The sequence below is a fragment of the Stenotrophomonas sp. CFBP8980 genome (genome assembly GCF_034046095.1).
GTDB classification, from domain to species: domain Bacteria; phylum Pseudomonadota; class Gammaproteobacteria; order Xanthomonadales; family Xanthomonadaceae; genus Stenotrophomonas; species Stenotrophomonas lacuserhaii.
This window is the reverse complement of the sequence record NZ_JAXCXF010000001.1, coordinates 302,734-317,319: the sequence shown is the minus strand read 5'-3', so window position 1 is coordinate 317,319 and position 14,586 is coordinate 302,734. Positions and strand designations below refer to the sequence as shown.

The 14,586-nt window shown below is 66.9% G+C and carries 13 protein-coding genes; 7 read left to right on the top strand and 6 right to left on the bottom strand.

Annotated elements, in window-relative coordinates; translation table 11 throughout:
* The first annotated feature begins 266 nt into the window (after window positions 1–266).
* Window positions 267–1,526, top strand: a complete 1,260-nt coding sequence (gene fabV / locus SOM47_RS01460; protein WP_320504581.1) for an enoyl-ACP reductase FabV — start codon at window positions 267–269, stop codon at window positions 1,524–1,526.
* A 49-nt stretch (window positions 1,527–1,575) separates the two neighbouring features.
* Here fabV and SOM47_RS01455 read toward each other — a convergent pair whose 3' ends face one another.
* The 3 genes from SOM47_RS01455 to SOM47_RS01445 form a co-directional block, all read right to left on the bottom strand.
* A complete protein-coding gene (locus SOM47_RS01455; RefSeq protein WP_042615067.1) occupies window positions 1,576–3,645 on the bottom strand; it encodes a GGDEF/EAL domain-containing response regulator in 2,070 nt (689 codons plus the stop codon).
* Window positions 3,646–3,709: 64 nt separating this feature from the next.
* Window positions 3,710–4,894, bottom strand: a complete 1,185-nt coding sequence (locus tag SOM47_RS01450; protein WP_320504580.1) for a BaiN/RdsA family NAD(P)/FAD-dependent oxidoreductase — start codon at window positions 4,892–4,894, stop codon at window positions 3,710–3,712.
* 5 nt (window positions 4,895–4,899) lie between these two features.
* Complete coding sequence (locus SOM47_RS01445) at window positions 4,900–5,448, bottom strand: YaeQ family protein (RefSeq protein WP_320504579.1); 549 nt, start codon at window positions 5,446–5,448, stop codon at window positions 4,900–4,902.
* A 42-nt stretch (window positions 5,449–5,490) separates the two neighbouring features.
* On the opposite strand from SOM47_RS01445, the gene SOM47_RS01440 reads away from it, so the two are divergent.
* The 5 genes from SOM47_RS01440 to SOM47_RS01420 all read left to right on the top strand — a co-directional run bounded on the left by SOM47_RS01440 (window position 5,491) and on the right by SOM47_RS01420 (window position 9,987).
* Window positions 5,491–6,393, top strand: coding sequence for a pseudouridine synthase (locus tag SOM47_RS01440; RefSeq protein ID WP_320504578.1), 903 nt, complete (start codon window positions 5,491–5,493; stop codon window positions 6,391–6,393).
* A gap of 284 nt (window positions 6,394–6,677) precedes the next feature.
* Complete coding sequence (locus SOM47_RS01435; protein WP_042615064.1) at window positions 6,678–6,887, top strand: cold-shock protein; 210 nt, start codon at window positions 6,678–6,680, stop codon at window positions 6,885–6,887.
* A 182-nt stretch (window positions 6,888–7,069) separates the two neighbouring features.
* Window positions 7,070–7,759, top strand: a complete 690-nt coding sequence (locus SOM47_RS01430; protein ID WP_320504577.1) for a glutathione S-transferase — start codon at window positions 7,070–7,072, stop codon at window positions 7,757–7,759.
* Between the two features lie 42 nt (window positions 7,760–7,801).
* The gene (locus SOM47_RS01425) at window positions 7,802–9,370 is read left to right on the top strand and encodes a protein adenylyltransferase SelO (RefSeq protein WP_320504576.1); all 1,569 of its coding nucleotides are present in this window, start codon (window positions 7,802–7,804) and stop codon (window positions 9,368–9,370) included.
* Between the two features lie 80 nt (window positions 9,371–9,450).
* Window positions 9,451–9,987 carry an adenine phosphoribosyltransferase gene (locus SOM47_RS01420; RefSeq protein ID WP_042615061.1) on the top strand — a complete coding sequence of 179 codons (537 nt, stop codon included), beginning with the start codon at window positions 9,451–9,453 and terminating at the stop codon, window positions 9,985–9,987.
* Window positions 9,988–10,067: 80 nt separating this feature from the next.
* Here SOM47_RS01420 and dbpA read toward each other — a convergent pair whose 3' ends face one another.
* Window positions 10,068–11,444 carry an ATP-dependent RNA helicase DbpA gene (gene dbpA / locus SOM47_RS01415; protein ID WP_320504575.1) on the bottom strand — a complete coding sequence of 459 codons (1,377 nt, stop codon included), beginning with the start codon at window positions 11,442–11,444 and terminating at the stop codon, window positions 10,068–10,070.
* A 37-nt stretch (window positions 11,445–11,481) separates the two neighbouring features.
* On the opposite strand from dbpA, the gene SOM47_RS01410 reads away from it, so the two are divergent.
* Window positions 11,482–13,377 carry an ATP-binding cassette domain-containing protein gene (locus SOM47_RS01410; protein WP_042614921.1) on the top strand — a complete coding sequence of 632 codons (1,896 nt, stop codon included), beginning with the start codon at window positions 11,482–11,484 and terminating at the stop codon, window positions 13,375–13,377.
* Between the two features lie 152 nt (window positions 13,378–13,529).
* On the opposite strand, the gene SOM47_RS01405 is transcribed toward SOM47_RS01410, so the two are convergent.
* Complete coding sequence (locus SOM47_RS01405; protein ID WP_042614922.1) at window positions 13,530–13,994, bottom strand: c-type cytochrome; 465 nt, start codon at window positions 13,992–13,994, stop codon at window positions 13,530–13,532.
* Window positions 13,995–14,005: 11 nt separating this feature from the next.
* The gene (locus SOM47_RS01400; RefSeq protein ID WP_042614923.1) at window positions 14,006–14,413 is read right to left on the bottom strand and encodes a c-type cytochrome; all 408 of its coding nucleotides are present in this window, start codon (window positions 14,411–14,413) and stop codon (window positions 14,006–14,008) included.
* Between the last annotated feature and the right edge of the window lie 173 nt (window positions 14,414–14,586).

The following is a 14,586-nucleotide window of genomic DNA, read 5'->3' as shown; positions in this document are numbered from 1 at the left end:
CTTTTTGCTCCCCCGCACACGCCACGGGCGCCGAATTGTCAGCAGAGGCAGCGGGTGGGCCTGGGCGGGACGCTGAGCCGCATGGATGCGGCGACGCAGCCTACAAGGACGTACTTGCGGCGTGTCCCGCCCAGGCCCACCCGCTGCCTCAAGCGTGAAGCCACGATACGCCCCCGTCGGTTGTGCATATTCCCCCCGCACACTACGATTCCAGCGTTTCGTGCACGCGCGCCTGCGCGCCGCACCTGTCCCACACCGAGGTATCCATGGTCATCAAACCGCGCGTCCGCGGCTTCATCTGCGTCACCACCCATCCCACCGGCTGCGATGCGGCGGTCAAGCAGCAGATCGACTACATCAGCGCCCGGCCGAAGATCGTCAACGGTCCCAAGCGCGTGCTGGTGATCGGCGCCTCCACCGGCTACGGCCTGGCGGCGCGCATCACCGCCGCCTTCGGCAGCGACGCCGCCACCCTGGGCGTGTTCTTCGAAAAACCCGGCAGCGAGACCAAGCCCGGCAGCGCCGGCTGGTACAACTCGGCCGCGTTCCACAAGTACGCCAGCCAGGCCGGACTGTATGCGAAGAGCGTGAACGGCGATGCCTTCTCCGATGAAGTGAAGGACCAGGTCATCGCGCTGATCAAGGCCGACCTCGGCCAGGTCGATCAGGTGGTCTACAGCCTGGCGTCGCCGCGCCGCAAGCACCCCAGGACCGGCGAAGTGATCAACTCCACGCTCAAGCCGATCGGCGCGCCGATCACCCTGCGCGGCCTGGACACCGACAAGATCAAGCTGACCGAAACCCACCTGGAGCCTGCCACCGAGGAAGAGATCGCCGGCACCGTGGCGGTGATGGGTGGCGAAGACTGGCAGATGTGGATCGACGCGCTGGCTGCGGCCGGCGTGCTGGCCGAAGGCTGCACCACCACCGCGTTCACCTACGTCGGTGAGGAAATCACCCAGGCGATCTACTGGAACGGCAGCATCGGTGCGGCCAAGAAGGACCTGGACCAGAAGGTGCTCGGCCTGCGCGAAAAGCTGGCGGCGATCGGCGGCGATGCCCGCGTATCGGTGTTGAAGGCAGTGGTCACCCAGGCCAGTTCGGCAATCCCCACCATGCCGCTGTACCTGTCGCTGCTGTTCAAGGTGATGAAGGAGAAGGGCACCCATGAGGGCTGCATCGAGCAGCTCGACGTGCTGTATGACATCCTCTACGGCGGCAAGGCCGAAGGCACGGCGGTGGAGCGCCTGCGCCATGAGCTGACCGATGCCGATGGCCGCCACGTCGAGCTGATCGACGATGCCGGCCGACTGCGCGCGGACTACAAGGAAATGGCGCCGGGCGTGCAGGCCGAAGTGCTGGAATTGTGGCCGCAGGTGACCGATGAGAACCTGTATGAGATCAGCGACCTGGAAGGCTACAAGGCCGATTTCCTGCGCCTGTTCGGCTTCGGCGTGGAGGGCGTGGACTATGACGCCGACGTGGATCCGGACGTGAAGATCGATAATCTGGTCGACATGACCTGAAGTCGGGCGGGTGACGACCACCGGTCGTCACCCGCTGCGGGCCGGTGCCTCAGCCGAAGTCGAAGTCCATCCGCGGCGTAGCCTCGCCGACGAACTCACCCTGCACGTAATCCACCCCTGCGCTGAACAGCAGGGTCATTGAATTGGCATCGGTGATGAACTCGGCGACGGTGGCGATGTTGGCCGCCTGCGCACGTTCGGTGATTTCCTTGATCTTGTCGAAGTTCTCGCGCGTGCTCGCCGCGTCGCGGGTGAAGCCGCGATCCAGCTTCAGGAACTGCGGCTGGAAATGCGCCAGCAGCTGGAACGAATCCAGTCCTGAACCAAACTGCTCCAGCCCGATCCGACAGCCCAGCGGGGCGACCGCCTGCAGGAACTGCTGGGCGTTGCGCAGGTGGGTGAAGACCTTGGACTCCGGGGCATGCAGCCACAGCCTGTCGCCGGGCACGCCATGCGCCTGCAGTTCTTCCTGCAGGGTGGTGATCAGCAGCGGATCGGCGAATGATTCCGGAGTGATCTTGACCAGCATGTGGGTGGCATGGCCGGCGCGCTGGCGTTCGCCCAGGATGGCGATCGCACGTCGTACCACCCAGCGGTTGATGTCGGCCAGCAGGCCGTGTTCCTCGGCGATGCCGAGGAAGGCGACCGGGCTCATCAGTTCGCCGTTGTTGTCCAGCCGCAGGTAGGCCTCGTACAGTTCGCGTGCTTCGCCCTGCAGGTTCAGCACCGGCTGGTAATGCAGCTGGAAGCCATCGCCTTCCACCGCTTCGCGGATGCGCGCGACCCAGCGGGCGATGCGCTCTTCTTCCACCCGATCGGTGGCGGCCGGATCGAAGATGCGCACGCTGTTGCCCAGTTCGGCCGCGGCCTGCACGCAGGTGGTGGCACGCGCCAGCACCTGGCCGATGCTGGCGATCTTCTCGCCGACCTGCACGCCGCCGATGCTCACGGTAACCGTGGCAGAGCGCTCGCCGATGCTGAACACATGCGCGGCGTAAGCACTGCGGATGCGTTCGGCCAAGGCCGCAGTATCGGCGAAGGCGCCGTCGAGCAGCACCGCGAAGCTGTGCTCGCCGAAGCGGGCCAGCTGCGCCTGGCTGCCCACCGTATCGTTGAGCAACGCGGCCATGGAGGCGATCAGCGCATCGGCTGAATCCAGCCCGATGTCCGGCAGCAGGCGGGCGTAATGGTCCGGCTCGACCAGCAGCAGGCCGGAACGGCCTTCGCCGCGGCTGGCCTGGGCCACCGCGTTTTCCACCTGCACCATGAAGGTGGGGCGGTTGAGCAGGCCGGTGACCTGGTCGCGCTGGCGCAGTTCCTCCACTTCGCGGGCCAGCTCCGGGTCCAGTTCCAGCCGGCGGCGGAACACCACCTGCAGGCACGATTCGCCTTCGTAGCTGGCACTGGTGAACTCCATGGTGGCTGCGAACGCATTGCCATCCTGGTGGCGGGCATCGATCTGGTACTGCGGCGGCGGCGCCTCGCCCTTGCTCAGGCCCTTGAGCAGCTGCTTGAAGCCTTCCACGTGCTGGGCGGCCACCATGTCCAGCAGCGAAATGCCTTCCACGTCGTCGAAGCTTTCAAACCCGAACATCTCCAGGTAGGCATCGTTGGCACGGATGTGCATGCCCTCGTGGATATAGGCGATGGGGTCGCGCGAAGAAGCGATAAGCGCGTCACAGCGGCGTTCGGTCTCGCGCATCTGCGCCTCGATCCGGCGCAGTCCGCGACGTGCCTGCAGGTCGATCCACTGGTCGCGCACCACCGCCAGCAGGTGTTCCGGCCGCGGCCGCAGCGCGAGTGCGCGCAGGCCGTGCGCGCTGGCTTCGACCAGCGCGTCCTCTTCGATATGGTCCACCAGCAGGATCAGCGGCACGTCCTTGCCGCTGGCGGCAATCTGCTGCGAAACCTGCGGCAGGCTGATCGACTGCTGCGGCGCGGCCAGTACCAGGTCGATCGGCTGCGTCGCCAGTACCTGTCCCAGTTCGCCCACGTCCTGCGGCCGCGAAGGCCGCACCGCGATGCCACTGTTGCGCAGCGCGCTGACGATCGCTTCAGCGTTCTCGCCGCTGTCATCCACGATCACCAGGCGCAGCGTGATGTCATTCGAGTTCTGCATTCAAAGGCTCCCCAAGCTGCCCATTAGATACACGATGCGCGCCCGCAGGTCCATGCGCAGGCCCCTACACCACGCTGCCGGCGGCATGGCCGCTGGCCCACGCCCACTGGAAGTTGTAACCGCCCAGCCAACCGCTGACATCGAGTACCTCGCCGATGAAATACAGGCCGGCCACCTTGCGCGATTCGAAGGTGGAGGAGGACACCTGCGCGGTGTCCACCCCGCCCAGGGTGACTTCGGCGGTGCGGTAGCCCTCGGTGCCACTGGCCACCAGCGGAAAGCCGGCGAGCAGGGCGGCGGCCTGGCGCAGCTGCGGCTCATCGATCTGCTTGACCGGCCGGTCCGGCAGCCAGTGCTCGCACAGGCGCTGCGCCAGGCGCTTGGGCAGCACCTCGGCCAGCACGGTGCGCAGGGCCGCGTCCGGGCGCTCGCGTTTCATCGCGCGCAGCCACTGCTCGGCGCACTGGCCCGGCAGCAGGTCCAGTTCCAACGCATCACCAGGTTGCCAGAACGAGGAAATCTGCAGGATCGCCGGGCCGCTGATGCCGCGGTGGGTGATCAGCAGCGAGTTGCGGAAGGCCATGCCATTGCTGCGCGCTTCCACCGGCAGCGCCACCCCGGACAGGTCCGCCAGGCGTTGCTGGTGGGTACCGCTGAGGGTCAGCGGCACCAGTCCAGCGCGCGTCGGCAGTACATCGTGGCCAAACTGCCTGGCGACCTCATAGCCGAAGCCGGTGGCGCCCAGGCTGGGGATGGACAGCCCGCCGGTGGCCACCACCAGCGAGGCGGCGAAGAACGTCCCGTGGGTTGTCTGCACGTGGAAGCCGTCGCTGCCGCGTTCGATCCGCTGCACCGCGCAGTCGGTGCGGACCTGCACGCCGGCCTCCACGCATTCATCCACCAGCATCTTGACGATCTGCTTGGACGACACGTCGCAGAACAGCTGGCCGAGTTCCTTTTCGTGGTAAGCGATGCGGTGCCGCTCGACCATCTCGATGAAGTCCGCAGGCGTGTAGCGGGCCAGGGCGGATTTGCAGAAATGCGGGTTGGCCGACACGAAGTTGGCCGGGGTGGTGCCGGTATTGGTGAAGTTGCAGCGGCCGCCGCCGGACATCAGGATCTTCTTGCCGACCTTGTTGGCATGGTCGATCACCTGTACCACGCGGCCGCGCTGGCCGGCGGTGAGCGCACACATCAGGCCGGCCGCGCCCGCGCCGATCACCAGCACATCGCACCGCGTTGCCGCCACGCCGCTCACTCCTTGGCGCGCTTGCGCCAGACGGGGATGACATCCAACTGCATCTGGTCGTTGATCAGCTGCACTTCGGCGTCCTGGATCAGCACGCTCCAGCGCATGGCACGCTGGATCTGCTGGCTCCACTGCTCCACGAAGGTGCCAGGAAGGTCGAGCACGGACAGGTTGCTGAAGCGCTCCAGCGCCTTGCCCTGCTTCTGCCACCACACGTCCGAAGCATGCCCGGCGTAGGTCACCACCTGTACCTGGCGGCTGCGGTTGCTGGCCTTGCGCACGCGCGATTCGTCCGGGTGGCCCAGGTCGATCCAGCGCAGGATGTCACCGGTGTAGTCCTGTTCCCAAAGATCTGGTTCGTCGTCGGTGCTCAGCCCGCGGCCGAACTCCAGCCGGTCCTCGGCATTGAGCGCGAAAGCCAGCAGACGCACCATCAAGCGCTCGTCGGTCTCCGACGGGTGCTGGGCGAGGGTGAGGTTGTGGGTCGCGTAGTAGCCGCGGTCCATGTCGCTGATCTGCAACTCGGCCTTGCGGATGGTGGCGGTGAGGGCCATGAGGCTTCCGTGGACAAAGAGCACCATGATAATGGGTGCGCCATGACCCCGTCCGATCCGATCCTTCCCATCGTTGCCGCCAGCCGTCTGCAATTGCCCCCCGGCGACTGGGACAGCCTGCTGGACGGGCTTTGCGCCCGCTTTCCGCGCATCAGCCGCGCCCAGTGGCAGGATCGCTTCGCGCGCGGGCGGGTGCAGGATGCGCAGGGCAGGGCACTGCTCCCCGGCCAACGGTGGCAGGTGGGATTGGAGATCCGCTACTTCCGTGAAGTCGAAGATGAACCGGTCATCCCCTTCGCCGAGCGCATCGTGCACCACGACGCCCACCTGCTGGTGGCGGACAAGCCGCATTTCCTGCCGGTGGTGCCGGCCGGCGGCCACGTCCAGCAGACCCTGCTTGCGCGGCTGGTGGCTGCCACCGGCAATGCGGACCTGGTGCCGCTGCACCGGCTGGACCGCCTCACCGCCGGGCTGGTGCTGTTCTCCACCCGCCCTGAAAGCCGGGATGCGTACCAGCGGCTGTTCCGTGAGCGGCGGATCGCCAAGGTCTACGATGCGCTGGCCCCTGCGCTGCCGCGGCGGTCCTTCCCGCTGCAGCACCGCAGCCGGCTGCAGAAGGGCGAGCCTTTCCATTGCATGCGCGAAGAGGAGGGCGATCCCAACAGCGAGACCCTCATCGACGTGCTTGATCGCCAGGGCCCGGTCTGGCGCTACCGGCTGCAGCCGGTGACCGGGCGCAAGCACCAACTGCGCGTGCACATGGCGGCCCTGGGGGCGCCGATCCTTGGCGATGACCTGTATCCGGGCTACGCGCCTCAGCCGCCGGGTGACTATCGCCGCCCCCTGCAACTGCTGGCCTGCGGTCTGTCGTTCAGCGATCCCCTCGACGGCGAGCCGCGCCGGTTCACCAGCAGCTTCACGCTGCGTGGGCCGGGCAGAGAGTAGGCGGAAAGCTGAATTGGGAGCTTGCCTGGACCCCGATCCGGCCTCGCGCCTTGGCACAGCTGCGCCGGGGCGGTAGACCATGAACGCACTGCCTATCGCTTTTTGGAGCAAACACGCGTATCGTCCGTCTCACTGTGTTTGCTAGGGTCACCGTAAATCGTGGCCTGGTGCAGTTGATCTCACGATCTGCTCCATCGATCCGCTTTGCCAACGCCTGCAACTCAGTCTCGGCCCCGATATCCGGTGGCTGCGATTTATTTCACATTGTTTCAGGAGTTTCAAAGATGTCTGATCGTCAGAGCGGTACCGTCAAGTGGTTCAACGATGCCAAGGGCTTCGGCTTCATCACCCCGGAAAGCGGCCCGGACCTGTTCGTGCATTTCCGTGCCATCCAGGGCAACGGCTTCAAGTCGCTGCAGGAAGGCCAGAAGGTGACCTTCGTCGCCGTGCAGGGCCAGAAGGGCATGCAGGCTGACCAGGTGCAGGCGGTCTGATCCGCTTGCTGCCGTAAGGTAGCCAAAGACGCCGGAAGCGAAAGCTTCCGGCGTTTTTTTTTGCCCGCGTTGCGGCGGTGGACGCCGCCTGCTGGTCGTGGTGGGTGACGACCGTTGGTCGTCACGCTTTCCCCAATCCCCCCTCTCTACCCTGTACCCACCTGACTACACGGATCGCCCGCATGCTCACCGTCCACCACCTCGACAACTCCCGTTCGCTGCGCGTGCTGTGGATGCTGGAAGAACTCGGGCTGGCCTACGAGCTGAAGCAGTACGCGCGCGACGCGAAGACCATGCTGGCGCCGCCGGAACTGCGCCAAGTGCACGGGCTGGGCAAGGCCCCGGTGCTGCAGGACGGCACGCGGATACTGGCCGAATCCGGTGCCATCCTGGATTACCTGGCCGACAGCTACGACAGTGAGCGCGTGTTGTCGCCTGCGCCGCTGCCGGCTGGTTCGGACGAGCGCATGGCCTACCGTTACTGGCTGCATTACGCCGAAGGCTCGGCGATGCCGCCGATGTTGCTGACCCTGGTGATGTCGAGGATCCGCAACGCGCCGATGCCGTTCTTCGCAAAACCCATCGCGCGCGCCATCGCCGACAAGGCCGAGAAAGGCTTCGTCGGGCCGCAGCGCGGCCTGCACCTGGACTGGATGGAACAGCGCCTGGTGGAAACCCCGTGGTTTGCCGGCAAGCGCTTCACCGCCGCCGATATCCAGATGAGCTTCCCGATCCAGGCCGCCGCCAGCCGCGGCGATGGGTTGGCCGACAAGCCGGCACTGCGCGGCTTTCTGCAGCGCATCGAACAGCGCCCGGGCTACCAGCGCGCGGTGGCCCGCGGGGGCAGCCTGCAGGCGCTCAGCGGGCGTTGAGTGCGTCTTGCCGCTGCGTCCGGCCGCCCCCATGTCGGGGGCATGGATACTGCTGACACCCTTCGTTTCGACAACCGCCTGATCCAGCGCCTGCCCGGCGACCCGGAGCCGTCCAACCAACGCCGTGAGGTGCGCGGTGCCGCCTGGTCGGCGGTCATGCCGACGCCGGTTTCGGCACCGTCCACCCTGGCGGTGTGGCCTGAAGTGGCCGACCTGCTGGGACTGCCGGCCGACTTCGTCGGCAGCACGGATTTCGCCGAGGTGTTCGCCGGCAACGCGCTGCTGCAGGGCATGCAGCCGTGGGCCGCCAACTATGGCGGACACCAGTTCGGCCGCTGGGCCGGCCAGCTGGGCGATGGACGGGCGATCTCGCTGGGTGAACTGGTTGCTGCCGACGGTCGCCACTGGGAGCTGCAGCTGAAGGGCGCCGGACCGACGCCCTATTCACGTGGCGCCGATGGGCGCGCGGTGCTGCGTTCGTCGATCCGCGAATTCCTGTGCAGCGAGGCAATGCACCATCTGGGCGTGCCGTCCACGCGCGCGCTGTCGCTGGTCGGCAGCGGCGAGGGCGTGCTGCGCGACATGTTCTACGACGGTCATCCCGAGATCGAACCCGGCGCCATCGTGTGCCGCGTGGCACCGTCGTTCCTGCGCTTCGGCAGCTTCGAGCTGCCCGCATTGCGCGGCGAGCAGGCGCTGCTGCAGCAGATGGCTGAAACCTGCATCGCGCGCGATTTCCCCGAGCTGCAGGGCAGTGGCGAATCGCTGCTGGGCGACTGGTTCGCCCAGATCGCCGTGCGCAGTGCGGAAATGGTGGCGCACTGGATGCGCGTGGGCTTCGTCCACGGCGTGATGAACACCGACAACATGTCCGTGCTCGGTCTCACCATCGACTATGGCCCGTACGGTTGGGTGGAAGACTACGATCCGGACTGGACGCCCAACACCACCGATGCGCAGGGACGCCGTTACCGTTTCGGTACCCAGCCGCAGGTGGTGTTCTGGAACCTGACCCGGCTGGCGCAGGCGCTGGCACCGCTGTTTGCCGACGTGCAGCCGCTGCAGGCCGGACTGGATGCCTTCCAGGCCACGCTGGCCGCCTGCACGCGGCGCGACGTGGCGGCAAAGCTGGGCCTGTCCGCAGCCGATGAGGCCGACCTGCAGCTGCACCAGCGCTGGCAGCAGCTGATGCAGGACGGGGCGATGGACATGACCCTGGCCTACCGCGCGCTGATCCGGCTGGACGTGGCTGCGCCGGATGCGGCGGTGCTCGATGGCGTGTTCTACGACCCCGCACGCCAGGCGGCCGTGCGCGAGCCGCTGCTGCAATGGCTGCACGACTACGCCGCGCGCCTGCATGCGGATCCGCTCGAGGCATCCGAACGCATCGCGCGGATGACCCTCGCCAACCCGCTGTACGTGCTGCGCAACTGGCTGGCCCAGGAGGCGATCGAGCGCGCCAGCCAGGGCGACATGGGGGGCGTGCAGGCGCTGCAGGAGGTGTTGCGTGATCCGTACACCGAACGTGCCGGGCTGGAGCATTACGCCGGCAGACGTCCGGCGTGGGCAGATCACAAGGCAGGCTGTTCGATGCTGTCCTGCAGTTCCTGAGCGGCCGGCCATCGAGTTCACCAACAGCGGCCCGCCGACCGGCCTGTTACCCTATGCCGCCCTACAACGCTGGCCTTGCAATGACCGACGCACACGTCGAACCGCAGTGGGCATCGCGCCTGCGCGACATCGCTGATTTCCCCAAGCCGGGCATCCTGTTCAAGGACATCATGCCGCTGCTCGCCGATGGCGATGATTTCCGCGCGGCGATCCAGGCCATGAGCGCGCGCTGGCGCGACCTGCAGCTGGATGCCGTGGTCGGCATCGAGTCGCGTGGCTTCATCTTGGGCGCGGCGATGGCGCTGGAGCTCGGTGTGGGCTTCGTGCCGGTGCGCAAGCCGGGCAAGCTGCCGGGCAAGGTGCTGCGCGAGGAATACACGCTGGAATATCGCAGCGACTGCATCGAAGTGCATGCCGACGCGCTGCCGGCCGGTGCCCGCGTGGCGATCATCGATGACGTGCTGGCGACCGGCGGCACGCTGGTGGCGGCGCTGTCGCTGGTGCGCCGACTGGGCGTGGACGTGGTCGGCGCCGGCGTGCTGGTGGAGCTGGACGGACTGGGCGGCCGTGGTCGCTGGGAAGCCGGGCTGCCGCTGCACACTGAACTGGTTTATTGAGGTCCATGGCCGCCGAGCATGGCTCGGCGCTACCGTCCCGGCTTCGGTAGTGACGACCGCTGGTCGTCACCGCTGCTGGCTTACATCACGCGGGTACGGAACCTGCGGCCCTTGATCTTGCCTTCTTCCAGCTTGGCCACGGCCCGGTTGGCGTGCTCGCGGGCGATGGCCACGTACGAGCGCGTCGGGTAGATCGCGATCTTGCCGATGTGCTTGCCGGCCAGGCCGGCATCGCCGGTCAGCGCACCCAGGATGTCACCGGGACGCAGCTTGTCGGTCTTGCCGCCGTCGATGCGCAGGGTGCGCATGGCGGCCTGCGGCAGTTCGGCCGGGCGCGAGGTCGCCAGCGGCGTCTTCTGCCAGTCCAGCGGCTGGCCACGCTGCGCCTCCAGCGCCTCGGCGCGGGACTTCTCACGGCCGGCCACCAGGCTGATCGCCATGCCACTGGCGCCGGCGCGACCGGTACGGCCAACGCGGTGCTGGTAGGTTTCCATATCGGTTGGCAATTCGTAGTTGATCACCATCGCCAGGTCTTCCACGTCCAGCCCGCGCGCGGCCACGTCGCTGGCCACCAGCACGTTGCAGCTGCGGTTGGCGAAGCGCACCAGCACTTCTTCGCGGTCGCGCTGTTCCATGTCGCCGTGCAGGGCGAGCGAGGAGAAGCCGAACTGCTGCAGCGAATTGGCGACTTCGTCGACATCCTTGCGGGTGTTGCAGAACACCACCGCCGATTCCGGTGTGTACTTCAGCAGCAGTCCGGCCAGTGCCTTCTGCCGGTGCGCCGGTTCCACTTCGCAGAACAGGTGGCGGATGGAGGGAGCATCGTCGGCGCCGTCCACGGTTACTTCCACCGGGTCGCGCAGCACGTCGCGGCCGATCGCGCGGATCGCATCGGGGAAGGTGGCCGAGAACAGCAGCGTCTGGCGATCCTTGTGGGTGCGCCCGGCGATCTCGCGGATAGGCTCTTCAAAGCCCATGTCCAGCATACGGTCGCCTTCGTCCAGCACCAGGGTGCGCACCGCGCCCAGGTTCAGCGCGCGCTTGCGGGCCAGCTCCTGCACGCGGCCGGGGGTGCCGACCACCACGTGAGGATGGTGAGCTTCCAGCGAGGCCAACTGCGGCGCCAGCGGCGAACCGCCGGTCAGCACCAGCAGCTTCATGTTCGGGATGCCGGTGGCCAGCTTGCGGATCTGCTTGCCGACCTGGTCGGCCAGTTCGCGCGTAGGACACAGCACCAACGCCTGCACCCGCTGGGTGGCCGGATCCAGCGCCTGCAGCAGACCCAGTCCGAAGGCGGCGGTCTTGCCGCTGCCGGTGGGGGCCTGGGCGATGACATCGCGGCGGTCGAGGATGGCCGGCAGGCTGCGCGCCTGGATGGCGGTGAGGGTGGTGTAGCCGAGCGCTTCCAGGCCAGGCTGAAGGGCCGGGCTCAGCGGCAGGGTCGAGAATTCATTCATGGCGCATTGTACGGGGTTAACCCCTTACAATACCCGCATGCCTCTGATTACCTTGCAGAACGTCGACTTCAGCGTCGGCGGCCCGTTGTTGCTGGAAAAAGCCGAACTGTCGATCGAGCCGGGCGAGCGTATCGCCCTGATCGGCCGCAACGGCGCCGGCAAATCCACTTTGCTCAAGCTGCTGTCCGGCGACCACAAGCCCGACGATGGCGAAGTCCGCGTGCAGCAGGGCGTCCGCGTGACCCGGCTGGAACAGGAGGTGCCCCACGGCGCCGCCGGCAGCGTGTTCGACGTGGTCGCCGAAGGCCTGGGCGAACTGGGCCAGTGGTTGGCCGAATTCCACCACCTCAGCGTGGCCGAAGAGTTCGACGGCGATGCGCTGGGCGCGGTGCAGGCCAAGATCGACGCCGCCAACGGCTGGGGCCTGGACCAGCGTGTCAGCGAAACCCTGACCAAGCTCGACCTGGACGGCGATGCCGAATTCGCCCGCCTTTCCGGCGGCATGAAGCGCCGGGTACTGCTGGGCCGCGCGCTGGTGTCCAGCCCGGACCTGTTGCTGCTGGACGAACCGACCAACCACCTGGACATCGAAGCCATCGACTGGCTGGAAATGTTCCTGAAGAACTGGAACGGCAGCGTGGTGTTCGTCACCCATGACCGTCGCTTCCTGCGCGCGCTGGCCACCCGTATCGTGGAAATCGATCGCGGGCAGGTCACCAGCTGGCCGGGCGACTGGGCCAACTACGAGCGCCGCCGCGAGGAGCGCCTCAACGCACAGGCACAGGAAAACGCTCGTTTCGACAAGATGCTGGCGCAGGAAGAAGTGTGGATCCGCCAGGGCATCAAGGCCCGCCGGACCCGCGACGAAGGCCGCGTGCGCCGCCTGGAAGCGATGCGCAACGAGCGCTCGTCGCGCCGCGAGATCAGTGGCAACGTCAGGATGGAAGCGGCCCAGGCTGCCAATTCCGGCAAGAAGGTCATCGACATCAAGGACGTGTCGTTCTCCTTCGGCGAGCGCTGCATGGTGCGCGATTTCTCCGCCACCATCCTGCGTGGTGACCGCATCGGCCTGATCGGTCCCAACGGCAGCGGCAAGACCACGCTGCTGAAGCTGCTGCTGGGCGACCTGGCACCGGACCGCGGTGAAGTGCGCGCCGGTACCAATCTGGAAATCGCCTATTTCGACCAGTACCGCTCGGTGCTGCGCGAAGACTGGACCGCCATCGAAAACGTGGCCGAAGGCCGCGATTTCATCGAGTTCAACGGCAAGCGCAAGCATGTGCACGCCTACCTGCAGGATTTCCTGTTCACCCCCGAACGCGCGCGCGCGCCGATCACCCGTCTTTCCGGTGGCGAGCGCAACCGCCTGCTGCTGGCCAAGCTGTTCGCGCAGCCGTCCAACCTGCTGGTGATGGACGAACCGACCAACGACCTGGACGTGGAAACGCTGGAGCTGTTGGAAGAGCTGCTCGGCGATTACACCGGCACGCTGCTGCTGGTCAGCCATGACCGTGATTTCCTCGACAACGTGGTGACCTCCACGCTGGTGATGGAAGGCGAGGGCGTGGTCGGTGACTACGTGGGCGGCTACAGCGACTGGCAGCGCCATGCGGCCTTCGTGGCCGCGCAGCAGGCCAATGCGCCGGTGGTGGCGAGTCGTCCGGCCGCCGCGGCCGCCCCTGCCGCGGCAGCGGCCGCAGTCCCGGCGCCCGCCAAGCGCAAGCTCAGCTACAAGGACGCGCGCGAACTGGACCAGCTGCCGCTGAAGATCGAAACGCTGGAAAAGGACGTCGAAGGGCTGACTGCCGCGATGAACGATCCGGCGTTCTATCAGCGCAGCGCGCCGGACATGGCCGCGCACAACCAGAAACTGGCCAAGGTGCAGGCCGAGCTGGATGCCGCCTACGCGCGCTGGCAGGAACTGGACGCCTGAACCGCTCGACGGGGTCAGAGTCCTTTTCCGGAGGAAAAGGACTCTGACCCCTTCTGTCAGATTGCCGCTGCGCTCGCCGACCATGGGTCGGCGCTAGCCGGGTCACCCCGCGGTAGTGACGGCCGCCGGCCGTCACGCGTTGCCAGGGGGGCTTATTTCACTCCGTGCAGGTCACGCAGCTGGGTCGGGCGTGAAGCGAAATAGGCGGCCAGGTCGGCGATCTCCTGATCGCTGATGCCGGTCGCCTGCGGGGTCATCAACGCGTGCTGGCGATCGCCGGAGCGATACGCCTGCAGCGCGTGCGCCAGGTAATCACTGTATTGCCCCCCCAGCTTGGGGTAGGTCGGGTCGATCGGCGCATTGCCATCGGCACCGTGGCAGTCGATGCAGCTCTGCCCGGTGGCCTTGCCCTTGACCTGCGCACGAGCCTCACCGGCGGCGGGGCGACCGGCCGGCAGTCCGGCAGATGATGAAGGAGCGGGAAGATCGCCACTGGCCTGGCCCGGCTGGTCGGGCGACTGCGTGCTGCTGTCTTCGTGCGACGGCGAGCAGGCGGCCATCAGGACGGCGACGGACAAGGCGATGGCATGACGCGTTAACTGCGCGGCTTTCGACATGTAGGCGTGCCTTACTTGACGGTGGACAGGTAAACAGCGAGATCGGCGATCTCCTGTTCGCTGAAACTCATCGACTGCGCCTGCATGGTCGGATGACGACGCTTGCCATGGCGGTACTCGGTGAGGGCCTGCAGCAGGTACTGCTCGCTCTGCCCGCCGATCTTCGGCACGCGGTAGCTGGGATAGGCGTTCTTGTAACCGGTGATGCCGTGGCAGCCCTGGCAGGTGTATGCCAGGACCCGGCCGTTGTCGAAATTGCCGGTGAGGGCGGCGGCCGGCGCCGGTGCCTGCGGCGCCGGAAGCGGCGCTGGAGCGGCAGGGGCGGACGGAGGTGAAGCAGGAGCAGGAGCGGCCACGGCGGCCCCGAAGGGCAGGAGGACGGCCAGAGCAAGACAAGCGGCGAGCGGCTGCGGGCGCATGATGTCGTTTCCGGGCTACGGGTCTGGTCGTTCCGGCGTGGGGTACGGAACGGCTCGAGTATAGCGGCTCGTTTCATGTTGCTGAAATGGGGTCGGCCCGACCGGCGGCGTGAAGTCACCGTGACCTTTGGGATATGGTGTACCCGTGAGGTGGTGCATTACTTTGCTACCAC

Bases quoted from the DNA above. Each gene is read 5' to 3' on its own strand.
- SOM47_RS01445 (WP_320504579.1), bottom strand. From the start codon at position 5,448: ATGGCCCTCACCGCCACCATCCGCAAGGCCGAGTTGCAGATCAGCGAC.
- SOM47_RS01410 (WP_042614921.1), top strand. From the start codon at position 11,482: ATGCCTCTGATTACCTTGCAGAACGTCGACTTCAGCGTCGGCGGCCCG.
- SOM47_RS01420 (WP_042615061.1), top strand. From the start codon at position 9,451: ATGACCGACGCACACGTCGAACCGCAGTGGGCATCGCGCCTGCGCGAC.
- SOM47_RS01455 (WP_042615067.1), bottom strand. From the start codon at position 3,645: ATGCAGAACTCGAATGACATCACGCTGCGCCTGGTGATCGTGGATGAC.
- fabV (WP_320504581.1), top strand. From the start codon at position 267: ATGGTCATCAAACCGCGCGTCCGCGGCTTCATCTGCGTCACCACCCAT.
- SOM47_RS01435 (WP_042615064.1), top strand. From the start codon at position 6,678: ATGTCTGATCGTCAGAGCGGTACCGTCAAGTGGTTCAACGATGCCAAG.
- SOM47_RS01440 (WP_320504578.1), top strand. From the start codon at position 5,491: ATGACCCCGTCCGATCCGATCCTTCCCATCGTTGCCGCCAGCCGTCTG.
- SOM47_RS01400 (WP_042614923.1), bottom strand. From the start codon at position 14,413: ATGCGCCCGCAGCCGCTCGCCGCTTGTCTTGCTCTGGCCGTCCTCCTG.
- dbpA (WP_320504575.1), bottom strand. From the start codon at position 11,444: ATGAATGAATTCTCGACCCTGCCGCTGAGCCCGGCCCTTCAGCCTGGC.
- SOM47_RS01405 (WP_042614922.1), bottom strand. From the start codon at position 13,994: ATGTCGAAAGCCGCGCAGTTAACGCGTCATGCCATCGCCTTGTCCGTC.
- SOM47_RS01430 (WP_320504577.1), top strand. From the start codon at position 7,070: ATGCTCACCGTCCACCACCTCGACAACTCCCGTTCGCTGCGCGTGCTG.
- SOM47_RS01425 (WP_320504576.1), top strand. From the start codon at position 7,802: ATGGATACTGCTGACACCCTTCGTTTCGACAACCGCCTGATCCAGCGC.